We start from the raw sequence: 12373 nt of genomic DNA on the forward strand, positions 1-12373 counted from the left end.
ATGGAACTTTTAAAGCTTGTTTCAATAAAGGAAGCAAAGGAAATAATAGGGAAAAATTTAACATATAAAATCGAAACGGAAAAAATAAATATTCTTGACTCCCTTGGAAGAATTTTGGCTATGGATATATATTCAAATGAAAATGTTCCTGACTTTGTAAGGTCAACCGTTGATGGATATGCGGCTCAATCGGAGGATGTCTTTGGTGCAAGTGAGAGCCTCCCTGCTATATTAAAGCTTGTTGGGGAGGTTAAAATTGGACAAACTCCCCATGTGAAATAAATGCAGGAGAGTGTATGTATGTCCCAACCGGTGGAATGCTACCTAAGGGTGCCGATACTGTTGTTATGATAGAATACACTGAAAAATTAGACCATGAAACAATACTTGTAAATAAACCTACAGCACCATTACAGAACATAGTTGAAATAGGAGAGGATGTAAAAAGGGAGAGCTTATATTAAAAAGGGGACAAAGATAAGGCCCTATGAGATTGGCGTTTTATCAAGCCTTGGCATACTTGAAATAGAAGTATATAAAAAGATTAAAGTTGGTATAATATCAACCGGCGATGAGGTGGTTGATCCAAAAGAAAAAATAAACTTGGGACAGGTTAGGGACATAAATAGTTATCTATTATATTCCCTTTGTGAGGAGGAGGGGTAGAACCTACCCTTTATGGAATAGTTAAGGATGATTATGAAAAACTCAGGGAAACCTTAGATAGGGCAATAAAGGAGTGCGACGTTGTTATAATGTCCGGCGGAAGCTCCGTAGGGAATAAGGATGAAACCGTAAAGGTTATTAAATCCTTTGAAAACTCTAATATTTTCATCCATGGTATTGCTATAAAGCCAGGTAAACCAACCATTATAGGTAAAATAGGGGAAAAGTTTGTCTATGGGTTACCAGGGCATCCTTTAGCCTGTGCTGTGATATTTAAAAACTTCGTTGCCCATTATTTTGATAAACTTAGAGGATTCGAAAGGGAGGACTTTTGGATAGAATGCAAAATGGCAGTTAACTATCATAAAGCCCAGGGAAGGGCGGAGTTTTTGCCTGTTAGAGTAAAGGAGGAAAATGGAGAGCTTATAGCATATCCTACATATTATAAATCCGGGCTAATATCCTGTTTTTCAAAATCCTTTGGATATATCTATATAGAAAAGGAATTAGAAGGAGTTTACCAAGGGCAAAGGGTTAAAGTATTTAAGTTTTAGGAGGTTGCCATGGAAAGGAATATTTATCTTTCTAATATAAGCCTTGAAAAGGCAATTGATATGTATTTTGAAAGGATAAAGGATTTTAGATTAGGAACAGAGGTTGTAAAAACACATGAAGCAAAGGGAAGAATAACTGCAAAACCTGTCTTTGCAAAAATTTCATCTCCCTTTTATAACAGCTCTGCAGTAGATGGAATAGCTGTCGTTGCTAAAAATACATTTACAGCAACAGACAGAAACCCATTAAGATTAAAACAAGGTAAAGATTACATCGTAGTTGATACTGGCGATCCAATCCCGGATGAATACGATGCAGTTATAATGGTTGAAGATACTATTAAGGTTTCAGAAGATGAAGTTGAGATAATTAAACCAGCTATCCCTTGGCAAAATATAAGGCAGATGGGGGAGGATATAGTAGAGGGTCAATTAATTCTTCCCCAAAGCCATAGGATAAGACCTGTTGATATTGGTGCTTTAATTGCAGGAGGGGTGTTTGATGTTGAAGTATATAAAAGGCCAAGGGTTGCTATAATTCCAACTGGAACTGAAATTGTAGAGCCTGGGACCCATCTTAAGATTGGCGATATAATCGAGTTTAATTCAAGGGTTTTTGCTGCTTTAGTTGAAGAATACGGAGGAATTCCTACAAGGTTTAACATAGTTAAAGATGATTTTGAAAAGCTTTTGGAAACTGTTAAAAAGGCAGCTGAGGAGCATGATGTTGTCCTTTTAAATGCAGGTTCTTCAGCTGGAAGAGAGGACTATTCTAAAAAGGTTATCGAAACATTAGGTGAAGTATATATTCATGGAGTTGCAATAAAGCCGGGTAAACCTGTTATATTGGGAAGAGTATTAAATAAGCCAATCGTTGGAATACCTGGTTTTCCAGTCTCAGCATTTTTTATAATGGAAAACATAGTTAAAAAGCTTGTTAATTTTGTTCAAGGATATGATATTAAGGATAAAAAATATATAGAGGCACAACTATCAAAAAGGGTTATGTCTTCATCTAAATATCTTGAATTTGTAAGGGTTAAATTAGGCTATATAGAAGGAAAATATATAGCAACCCCAATAGAAAGGGGAGCTGGGGCTACCATGAGCCTTGTTAGGGCTGATGGAGTTTTGGAGGTTCCGGAGGAGCTTGAAGGATATGAAAAGGGAAGCGTTGTTAATATAAATCTTTTAAAGGCAGAGGATGAGATTAAAAATACTATCCTTTGCATAGGAAGCCATGATATCATACTCGATATTGCTGCAGACCTTTAGCAAAGAAGGGACGATATAACTTAGCGTCTGCCCATGTAGGAAGTATGGGGGGATTTTGGCTCTTAAGGACAAGGAAACACATTTTGCAACAGCTCATCTCCTTGATATGGAAACAGGTGAATACAATAGGACGTATATAAGAAAATATATCCCAAACAGAAAAATTGCAATAATTAAATTTGTTAAGAGAATTCAAGGCCTTATGGTTAAAAGAGGTAACCCCTTAAATATTCACTCAATAGAAGATATTGCTAAAAAGGGTGCAAGGTTTGTAAACAGGCAAAAAGGCTCTGGGACAAGGATTTTATTTGATTTTGAACTTAAAAAATTGGGAATAAGCCCAAGGGATATAAAGGGCTATGAAAGGGAGGATTATACCCATATTTCTGTTGCTGCACAGGTAGCCAAAAACAATGCCGACTGCGGCCTTGGAGTTTTTTCAGCAGCACAGATTATGGACCTTGATTTTATTCCAGTTGCAAACGAGGAATATGATATTGCAATTCCTATTGAATATCTTGAGCTTGATGGTGTGAAAAAATTTATAGAGGTTATTAGTTCGGAGGAATTCAAAAAGAACTTGATAGACTTGGAGGTTACGACTATAGCGATTTAGGTAAGATCATTATTGAATAGGGGAATTTATATGAAGGATAAATTTGGGAGAACAATCAATTATTTGAGGATATCGGTTACAGATAGGTGCAATCTAAGATGCATTTACTGTATGCCTGAGGAAGGAATAATAAAAAAGACCATGATGAAGTTTTGCGAAACGAGGATTATATTAAAATTATAAAAATTGCGGCAGAGCTTGGAATTAAAAAGATAAGATTCACTGGTGGAGAACCTCTTGTAAGAAAGGGAATAGAAAGCTTAATTTATGAAACCTCTAAAATTCAAGGGATTGACGATATTGCCTTAACTACAAATGGGACAAGGCTCTACGAAATGGCAGATACCTTAAAAAAGTAGGACTTAAAAGGGTAAATATAAGCCTTGATACCTTAAAAAAGGATAAATTTAAAATGATAACCCGACTTGGAAATATAGATGATGTGTTTAGGGCAATTGAAAAGAGCATAGAAGTTGGGTTTAGCCCCATAAAGATAAATACTGTAGTTATAAAAGGAATAAACGATGATGAAATAATGGATTTTGTAAAATTGTCAGATGAATACCCACTGCATATTAGGTTTATTGAAATTATGCCAATCGGAGAGGGAGCAAAGTTTAAGGATGGATATATATCTTCACAGGAGATTATAGATAGAATTGAAAATCTTACTCCTGTTGAAACAGGACCTAATAGCACGGCAATGGTATTTAAAAGAAAGGGTGCAAAGGGTAGCTTAGGATTTATAGCGCCTATGACCTGCAAATTTTGCTCAAGCTGCAATAGAATACGTTTAACAGCAACAGGAACCATAAAACCATGCCTTCATTCCAAAGAGGAGATGGATTTAAAGGCATTTTTAGAGGATGAATATAAATTAAAATTAATTCTTGAACATGCTATTTTAAATAAACCTTTAGAGCATAACCTTGAAAAGGAATTAAGCAAAAGTCAAAAGATGATGTTTCAGATAGGGGGATAATTTATGGATCTTACTCATATAAATGAAGAAGGAAGGGCAAGGATGGTGGATGTCAGTGAAAAGGAGGCTACTAAAAGGGAGGCCGTTGCAATAGGAAGCATTTATATGAAGGAGGAGACTTTAAAAAGGGTCCATGAGGGAACCATTAAAAGGGTGATGTTTTAGCCGTTGCGCAGGTTGCAGGCATAATGGCGGCTAAAAATACTTCACATTTGATTCCAATGTGCCATCCTATAATGACAACAGGTTGTGATATTAGTTTTAAACTTGACTTTGACAACTCCAAGATCGACATAAAAGCTACCGTTAAGACAATTGGACAAACAGGAGTTGAAATGGAGGCTCTGACGGCTGTATCGGTTGCTGCATTGACTATATACGATATGTGTAAGGCAATAGATAGGGATATGGTTATAAGCGATGTTATGCTTGTTAGAAAAAGCGGAGGAAAATCAGGAATTTATGAAAGGGAGGTTTAATGATGGCAAAGGTTGTTTCTGTCAATATAAGTGAGAGAAAGGGGACCATAAAAAAGCCCATTGAGGTTGGATATTTTAGAGAAAACCATGGCCTTGAAGGGGATGCCCATGCAGGGAATTGGCATAGACAAGTTAGCCTTTTAGCACAGGAGAGCATAGATAAAATGAAAAGAATGGGAATTTGGGATTTGGTTGCAGGAAAATTTGCCGAAAATATTACAACGGAAGGAATAGAGCTATATACCCTTCCTGTTGGGACAAGGCTTAAGGTTGGTGAGGAAGTTATCCTCGAAATATCCCAGATAGGGAAAAAATGCCATGAAGCCTGTGAAATAAGAAAAATTACAGGTGATTGCATAATGCCAAGGGAAGGTATATTTGCAAAGGTTATAAAGGGAGGATTCGTAAGACCTGGTGACGAAATAGAAATAGTGCCTGGCACTTAAGATTTAAGTTTTTAAAGGATGCTATTTGGCATCCTTTAAATGTTAAAAAATTATTTTTAAGAATTTTCAGAAAAAATCTGTTATAATAAAGTTTTTGTATTATAATAAAGTTAAATGCAATATATTACCAAAAGTTATAATAATTTTTATTCAATGGTAATATATTGTATTGAAAACAAACAAGGGGGTATTTTGGTGTTTGGTTATGCTGGAAAAATATTAAGAGTTGACCTTACGAGTGGGACTTACAAGGTGGAAGATTTAAATCTAGACCTTGCTAAAAAATACATAGGAGGAAGAGGGCTAGGAAGCAAAATTTTCTTTGACGAAGTTGATCCTAATGTTGAGCCCTTTAGCCCAGAAAACAAGTTAATTGTTGCTACAGGACCTCTTTCAGGAACCCCAGTTCCAACCGGCGGAAGATATATGGTAATTACTAAATCGCCATTGACAGGTGCAATTGCCTGCTCAAATTCAGGGGGATATTTTGGTGCAGAATTAAAGGCAGCAGGATATGATATGATAATACTTGAAGGAAAGGCAGAAAAGCCTGTCTATATTGCTATAGAGGACGACAAGATAGAAATTAAAGAAGCAGGACACCTTTGGGGAAAACTTGTTTCCGAAACTACCGACGAACTTAAAAAGAACATGGCGAAAAGGTTAGAGTTTTATGCATAGGACCTGCTGGTGAAAAGCTCTCAAGAATAGCAGCGGTTATAAACGATTATGACAGAGCCGCAGGACGTTCAGGCGTTGGTGCAGTAATGGGATCCAAGAATCTTAAGGCTATAGTTGTAAGGGGAACAAAGGCAGTTAAGCTTTATGATGAAGAAAAGGTTAAGGATGTTGTTGCATCAAAGATAAAGATGCTAAGAGAAAATGGAGTTACAGGTCAGGGACTTCCAACCTATGGAACAGCAGTTCTTGTTAATATCATAAACGAGCATGGTATATTCCCAGTTGCTAATTTCCAAAGGGCATATACTGAAAAGGCAGATGATATAAGTGGCGAGACAATGACAAGGGACATACTTGTTAAAAAGAATCCATGCTATAGATGTCCAATTGCCTGCGGTAGATGGGTAAGGTTAAAGGACGGAAAAGAAGTTGGAGGACCAGAATACGAAACTTTATGGGCATTTGGTGCTGGCTGTGATGTTTATGATATAAATGCTGTTGCAGAAGCAAACTTCTGGTGTAACGAATATGGGCTTGACACTATTTCAACAGGAACAACGATTGCTGCCGCTATGGAACTTTATGAAAAGGGATATGTAAAGGATGAAGAAATTAAGGATGATGGTTATTCGTTAAAATTTGGCGATGCGGATGCAATAGTTGGCTGGACTAAGAAGATTGGTGCAAGGGAAGGCTTTGGGGATAAGATGGCTGAAGGTTCATATAGATTATGTGAAGCTTATGGAGTGCCTGAACTTTCAATGACGGTTAAAAGCAGGAACTTCCAGCATACGACCCAAGAGGAGTTCAAGGCCATGGTCTTGAATATGCAACTTCAAATAGAGGTGGCTGCCACGTTAGAGGATATATGATTTCACCAGAAATCCTTGGTGCACCACAAAGATAGATAGATTCTCCCTTGAAGGAAAGGCAGAATGGGTTAAGGTATTCCAAGACCTTACAGCAGTTATTGACTCATTAGGACTTTGCCTATTTACATCCTTTGCCCTTGGGGCACCTGATTATGCAGAGCTTATGAATGTTGTAGCTGGAACTGATTTTACTGCAGAAACAATACTTGAGGCAGGTTCAAGAATTTGGACGCTAGAAAGAGTATTCAACCTAAAAGCTGGAATCGATCCAAGTGAAGACAAACTTCCAAAGAGATTATTAGAAGACCCAATTCCAGAAGGACCATCAAAAGGCCATGTTCATAGATTATCAGAGCTTTTACCAAAATACTATGAAGTTCGAGGATGGGACGAAAAGGGATATCCAAAGGAAGAAACTTTGAAAAATCTTGGAATTGAATAATAAATAAATCACCCTAAAAGGTAAATCCTTTTAGGGTGATTAAGTATTTGCTTTGGGGTGATTTTGTGGGATTTGAAAAGCTTTATATAGAACTTACCGATAAATGTAATCTAAACTGTAAAATGTGCTATAGGCGCTCCTGGAGTGAAATTCCTCGTGATATGGATATTGAAATATTAAGAAGGATTTATGATGAGGTTAGGGATAAAAACTTAAAGGAAGTTATCCTTGGAGGAATTGGCGAGCCTACCTTTTCCCATCTTATATATGACGCTATTAATTTATTTTCAAATTTTAATTTAACTATAACGACGAATGGGACAATATTAAATGAAAAGCTAAAGGAACTTATTGTGGACTATGTTGATAAATTAGTGGTTTCAATAGACGGTTTTGAGGACAAATATGAGGATATTAGGGGATTTAATTTAAATAGCGTTGTTAACAATATTAAAGATATTAATAATTTGAAAACGAAAAGAAAGAAAGAAAAACCTTATATTGTAATTCAGTTTGTTGCTACTAAAGACAATATAGATGATATATTTAAGGTTCTTGATTTGGCAAATGAATTGAATGCCTTTCAAATAATTATTTCAAATGTTATCCCTCAAACTGATGATTATAAGGATAAGATATTATACACAAAGTATGAAAACAACGAAATGAAAACATTATTTGAAAGACTTAGAATTTATTCCTTTAGAAGGGGATTAAATTTAATGCTTCCTAATGTGGAACTTAAAACCGAAAGATACTGCCCCTTCATTGAAGAAAATGCTATTGTTATTGGAGCAGATGGTGGAGTATATCCTTGTTATAGGTTTTCACATTCAATAAACGAATACATTTTTGAAAAAGAAAAGAAGGTTTCAAAATACTCATTTGGTAGTATTTATGAAAGAAGAATTGAAGATATATATGAAAGCTCAGATTATCAAAATTTTAAAATGAGGGTATTTAACAATAGATACCCATCTTGTTTAGGCTGTGATCTTGTAGATGGTTGTGATATAGTTAAAACGAGCGATTATGACTGCTATACCAATAAGCCCTCCTGTGCAGATTGCCTTTGGAGTAGAAAAATTGCTATATGTCCATAAGGAGGTGATAGTTTGATAAAAGTAAAATTGTTTGCTACCTTTAGAGAAGGAAGACAAAAGGAAGTTATCTTTAACTATTTTGAAGGAATAAACGGAAGATATATATTGGATAAACTTGACATTAAGGAGGAAGATGTAGCAATATATTTAGTAAATGGATTGGATGGCAAAATTGATAATCCATTAAACGATGGTGATACAATTTCTCTTTTTCCTCCTGTAGGTGGAGGTTGATGGAGGGATAAAATATGGGAAGATATGAAAGAAACATGAATATGCTATCAAAAGAGGAAAACAAAAGGCTAAGGAGTTTTAAAGTTTGTGTTGTGGGATGCGGCGGATTAGGCGGATATGTTATTGAAATGCTTGGAAGATTAGGGATAGGACATATTACAGCTGTAGACAAGGATGCTTTTGAAGAATCCAATCTAAACAGGCAAATCCTTTCAAATGTAAATAATTTAGGTCAATATAAGGCCCTTGAGGCAAAAAGAAGAATGGAAACAGTAAATCCAGATGTGGTTGTAGATTCAATAATCGCCGAATTTAATGATAAAAATGCGGAGGAAATTCTTAAAGGACATAATTTAGTTATCGATGCCCTTGATAATATACAATCAAGACTCATGCTACAGGATATATGTGAAAAGCTAAATATTCCTCTTATTCATGGAGCAATAGCCGGTTGGTATGGCCAAGTTACTACTATATTGCCAGGTGATAGAACCTTGAATTATATATACAAAAATAAAGTCCAAAGGGGTATCGAAAAGGACTTGGGGAATCCTTCCTTTACACCAGCTTTAGTTGCCTCCATTCAAGTTAGCGAAGCCCTAAAGGTTCTTTTGGGAAGGGGAGATTTATTAAGAAAAGAAGTTTTGTATATAGATACTTATACCCAAGAGTATCATAAAGTAAGATTTGATTAAAAATATATTTTAAATAAATTTTAAATGAAAGGCGGGACTAATATGATTTTAACTACAACTCCAACAGTTGAAGGAAGAAGGATAATTGAATACAAGGGGATTGTATTTGGTGAAGTTATTAGCGGTGTTAATTTTGTTAAAGACTTTATGGCAGGGCTTACTGATTTTCTTGGCGGAAGATCAAGGACCTATGAAGAAGAGCTGATGTATGCAAGGCAAAGAGCCCTTGATGAGCTAAAGGAAAGGGCTGCAGCAATGGGAGCAAATGCTGTTGTTGGAATAGACATCGATTATGAGGTTTTAGGTCAGGCAGGAAGCATGCTTATGGTAACTGCATCTGGAACTGCAGTTGTTGTTGAATAGGCCTAAGGTTTATCCTTAGGCTTTTTAGTTGAATATGAAAGGATTTAATAGTAAAATTAAATTGTAAAAATTGGATATTTAACATATAAAAGGGGAGTTTATTTGAACATTGATTATAAATCCTGTTTAGTTGTTGCAGCCCTTTTACATGATATAGGAAAATTAATAAGAAGAAGTGGAGAGACTTATGCAACCCATCATTATGCCTCTTACCTATTTGTAACTGAAAATCTTAAAGATAAAGGGATCTTCAATAACGAAGAAGTTGAATTTATTGCAAATCTCGTAAGGTATCATCATGATGAAAAGGATAAAGAAATAACAGAGCTGGAAGGTGGAAAAAACAATATTTATCTTAAAATTTTAAAGGAGTCAGATAGTGATTCAGCCTCTGAAAGAAAGGAATATAAAGGCGAAATGGAAGGAAGTATAGAGGATGAACCGCTAACAAATATATTGTCGGCGGTTAATGGGGCTTTTTATGATGATTATAACTTGAAGGATATCAAAGTAAACTATCCAAAATCCTATTATCCCTTTGCCTTTACGGATAAATACGAAGGTAGGGATAAAACCAAGGATGAGGCTAAAAATCAATATTTGCTATTTAAAAGGGATTTTATAGAACTTGTTAATTTAAAACCATCAAAGGATGAATTTATAATATCACTAAATTATCTGCTTAAAAAATATACCTCATACATAACATCTTCTGGAAAGGAGCTTATAAGGGATATATCCCTTTATCACCATACCTTTACAACGGCAGCTTTTGCCTTATGTAGATTTATGGATTATGAAAAATATGGACATAGCAAGGTTCAAGAATACAAAATAGTTTATGGAAGGATATTTAACATTCAAAACTATATTTTTAACAATCTAAACAAAAACTTAGAAAAGCCCCTAAAAGGATATTAACAAGAAGCAATTTAATAACTCTTATAAATACTATAATTCCATATCAAATAGTAAAAAGATTGGAACTTTATCCATTTAACATAATATTTAGTGGAGGAGGAAGCTTCTTAATAGTTATCCCTAAAACACAGGAAGAAAGTGCAAAAAAGTTCTAGATGAAATTCAGGAGGATATATCAACGCTATTTGAAAATAAAATATATTTTGAATATGAAATAGAAGACTTAATCGTTAGAGAGGATGCTAAGGAATATTCCTTTGAAAAATATTTTAAACAAGCTGCCTATAAGGTAAATTTAAAAAATATAATCGAGGCCTTTACACCTTGAAAATAGACATCAGTAAAAAATATTTTGTATGTCCAAATTGCGATATAAATGCTGATAAGGAAGGTTTGTGTAGTGCATGTGATTTAGAAAATAAGTGGATTGATATTGATATTTTAAATTTAAAATTTCCTTATGATAGTTTGGAAATTAGAAATATAAAAATGCCTGAGAGATTTAATTCGGAAAATAGACTTTCCTTATTTTTTAACTATGATCTAGCAAGGGATGAAAGATTAATTGTTGATGTTAAAGAAATAGGAATGTTAAGGATTAAGAGGACAGAGGAATTTTGTAAAAATTGCAAAGAGAAATGTGATATAGCTTTAAATTCGGATATAAGTTTAAATTGTTTTGCAAATGTAAGCAACAACGATACTATAATTGCAACGGCTAAAATAGACGTTGATGATTTATACTTCCTGCTTTATGAGATTTATCCCTTTGAATTTAAGAATAACGCTAAGACTGAAAAATACCCATTCTCTATATCAAGATTGTCATTTTTATCAAGCACTATAGACAGCCTTTTTACAAGCTATACAAGGCGATTTATCGAAAAATATGCAAAGGATAAAATACTGCTTTTATACAGCGGAGGGGATGATCTTTTAATAACAGGAGGATATGAAGACGTTATAAACTTTGTCATAGCTTTTGAGAAGGAATTTGGAAGATATATAAGTGAAGGGAAAAATAGAGAGATTACATTGACCTCAGCAATTGTTTTTCATAAATCCAACAAACCCTTTAACAGGGTTGTGGAAAAATTAAATGACATGATGGAAAAGGCTAAAAGATATAAGAATTGCGTAATAGTAAATGATATTGTATTTAGATACGATGCATTGGAATATGTAAATAAAAAAGCGATGATTTGCGCTTAATTGTTTTAAGAAAATACATCTCAAGAAAGTTAATTTATGATATGTTAAGAATAATGCAAATGAACAAAAAGGGGCAATTTTTCAAGCCAAGAGGGCAGCACTTTATAATTACTACATAAACAGAAATGTTTTCCAGAAAGAAATACTTAAGGATAAAGAAAAGGATAGAGAAATAAAAGAAAAAATTGAAAAATTGTTTTATTCAATTGTAAACGTTGAAGAAAAGTTTACTAAGCATTCGATTTTTACTTTAGAATTGGCATTAAGAAAAACAAAAACAAGGGGTGAAGAGGATGAATAAAGAAAAATATCCACCAAGGACAAATAATATAATAAATTCGAATGTGGATAACGTTTTAAATCATTTAGAAGAAAAGGTTAGAGGGGTTTTTTAAAGGATCAAACTTTAGATATAGATGTTATAAAGCTTTGTGAGGACTTTGCTAAAGAACTTAGGAATCTACAAGTATCTCAAAGTTCGATAAGAAATATTTATGATTCCTTTAAAACAATTCAGCTTGGGCTTCAACAGGAATTTATCAAATTTTTTTCAGATAATATTGATAACATCAATAAGACAGAGGCAGAAAATAAAGCCTTTAACAGAGTTTATGCAAAAATTAGACTCATGAAGAGCAAAGCAAATTATGTTCTTGAAAGGAAGATAGAAGACAAAAATGATCCAAAGGTGCAGCAACAAAATAAAGGATATTCATCTTTAAAACGATTTATATTTGTTTTTGTTGATAATATAAAAACCAAAAAGGAATTTGATGGATTTATGGATTTATTTGAATGCGTATTAGGTAATTTGAAATAGGAGGGGCAAGGC

12 protein-coding genes and 4 pseudogenes are annotated in these 12373 nt (G+C 34.3%); all 16 read left to right on the top strand.

Going from position 1 to position 12373, the window contains the following annotated elements; all coding sequences use genetic code 11:
* Positions 1-282: a hypothetical protein gene (locus PWK10_RS00960; RefSeq protein ID WP_274767105.1), complete on the top strand. Its 282-nt coding sequence runs from the start codon at positions 1-3 to the stop codon at positions 280-282.
* A gap of 14 nt (positions 283-296) precedes the next feature.
* Positions 297-464 (top strand): hypothetical protein, encoded by a 168-nt coding sequence (locus tag PWK10_RS00965; protein WP_274767106.1) that lies wholly within the window; start codon positions 297-299, stop codon positions 462-464.
* A 219-nt stretch (positions 465-683) separates the two neighbouring features.
* Positions 684-1220 carry a molybdopterin-binding protein gene (locus PWK10_RS00970; RefSeq protein ID WP_274768055.1) on the top strand — a complete coding sequence of 179 codons (537 nt, stop codon included), beginning with the start codon at positions 684-686 and terminating at the stop codon, positions 1218-1220.
* Positions 1221-1229: 9 nt separating this feature from the next.
* Positions 1230-3131 (top strand): annotated as a pseudogene (locus tag PWK10_RS00975) (molybdopterin biosynthesis protein).
* A 10-nt stretch (positions 3132-3141) separates the two neighbouring features.
* A pseudogene (gene moaA, locus PWK10_RS00980) lies at positions 3142-4093 on the top strand (GTP 3',8-cyclase MoaA).
* A gap of 3 nt (positions 4094-4096) precedes the next feature.
* Positions 4097-4572: pseudogene (gene moaC / locus PWK10_RS00985) on the top strand (cyclic pyranopterin monophosphate synthase MoaC).
* A gap of 2 nt (positions 4573-4574) precedes the next feature.
* On the top strand, positions 4575-5018 hold the full coding sequence (locus PWK10_RS00990; RefSeq protein ID WP_274767107.1) for an MOSC domain-containing protein: 444 nt from the start codon (positions 4575-4577) through the stop codon (positions 5016-5018).
* Between the two features lie 195 nt (positions 5019-5213).
* Positions 5214-7013: pseudogene (locus PWK10_RS00995) on the top strand (aldehyde ferredoxin oxidoreductase family protein).
* 65 nt (positions 7014-7078) lie between these two features.
* On the top strand, positions 7079-8116 hold the full coding sequence (locus PWK10_RS01000; RefSeq protein WP_274767108.1) for a tungsten cofactor oxidoreductase radical SAM maturase: 1038 nt from the start codon (positions 7079-7081) through the stop codon (positions 8114-8116).
* 12 nt (positions 8117-8128) lie between these two features.
* On the top strand, positions 8129-8350 hold the full coding sequence (locus PWK10_RS01005) for a MoaD/ThiS family protein (protein ID WP_274767109.1): 222 nt from the start codon (positions 8129-8131) through the stop codon (positions 8348-8350).
* A 14-nt stretch (positions 8351-8364) separates the two neighbouring features.
* Entirely contained in the window at positions 8365-9045 is a 681-nt protein-coding gene (locus PWK10_RS01010) for a HesA/MoeB/ThiF family protein (protein WP_274767110.1), read from the top strand.
* 42 nt (positions 9046-9087) lie between these two features.
* Positions 9088-9408, top strand: a complete 321-nt coding sequence (locus PWK10_RS01015) for a putative heavy metal-binding protein (RefSeq protein ID WP_008909787.1) — start codon at positions 9088-9090, stop codon at positions 9406-9408.
* A gap of 102 nt (positions 9409-9510) precedes the next feature.
* Positions 9511-10329: an HD domain-containing protein gene (locus tag PWK10_RS01020; RefSeq protein ID WP_274767111.1), complete on the top strand. Its 819-nt coding sequence runs from the start codon at positions 9511-9513 to the stop codon at positions 10327-10329.
* Positions 10330-10364: 35 nt separating this feature from the next.
* Positions 10365-10484: a hypothetical protein gene (locus tag PWK10_RS19260; protein WP_446715317.1), complete on the top strand. Its 120-nt coding sequence runs from the start codon at positions 10365-10367 to the stop codon at positions 10482-10484.
* Between the two features lie 169 nt (positions 10485-10653).
* On the top strand, positions 10654-11541 hold the full coding sequence (locus PWK10_RS01025; protein WP_274767112.1) for a Cas10/Cmr2 second palm domain-containing protein: 888 nt from the start codon (positions 10654-10656) through the stop codon (positions 11539-11541).
* A gap of 421 nt (positions 11542-11962) precedes the next feature.
* Positions 11963-12361 carry a type III-A CRISPR-associated protein Csm2 gene (csm2, locus tag PWK10_RS01030; RefSeq protein ID WP_274768056.1) on the top strand — a complete coding sequence of 133 codons (399 nt, stop codon included), beginning with the start codon at positions 11963-11965 and terminating at the stop codon, positions 12359-12361.
* Positions 12362-12373: the final 12 nt, after the last annotated feature.

Source organism: Caloramator sp. Dgby_cultured_2 (assembly GCF_028872215.1).
GTDB classification, from domain to species: domain Bacteria; phylum Bacillota; class Clostridia; order Clostridiales; family Caloramatoraceae; genus Caloramator; species Caloramator australicus.

Coding starts and splice junctions, on each gene's coding strand:
- PWK10_RS00965 (WP_274767106.1), top strand. CDS start 297: ATGTATGTCCCAACCGGTGGAATGCTACCTAAGGGTGCCGATACTGTT.
- PWK10_RS00990 (WP_274767107.1), top strand. CDS start 4,575: ATGGCAAAGGTTGTTTCTGTCAATATAAGTGAGAGAAAGGGGACCATA.
- PWK10_RS00960 (WP_274767105.1), top strand. CDS start 1: ATGGAACTTTTAAAGCTTGTTTCAATAAAGGAAGCAAAGGAAATAATA.
- PWK10_RS01015 (WP_008909787.1), top strand. CDS start 9,088: ATGATTTTAACTACAACTCCAACAGTTGAAGGAAGAAGGATAATTGAA.
- PWK10_RS01010 (WP_274767110.1), top strand. CDS start 8,365: ATGGGAAGATATGAAAGAAACATGAATATGCTATCAAAAGAGGAAAAC.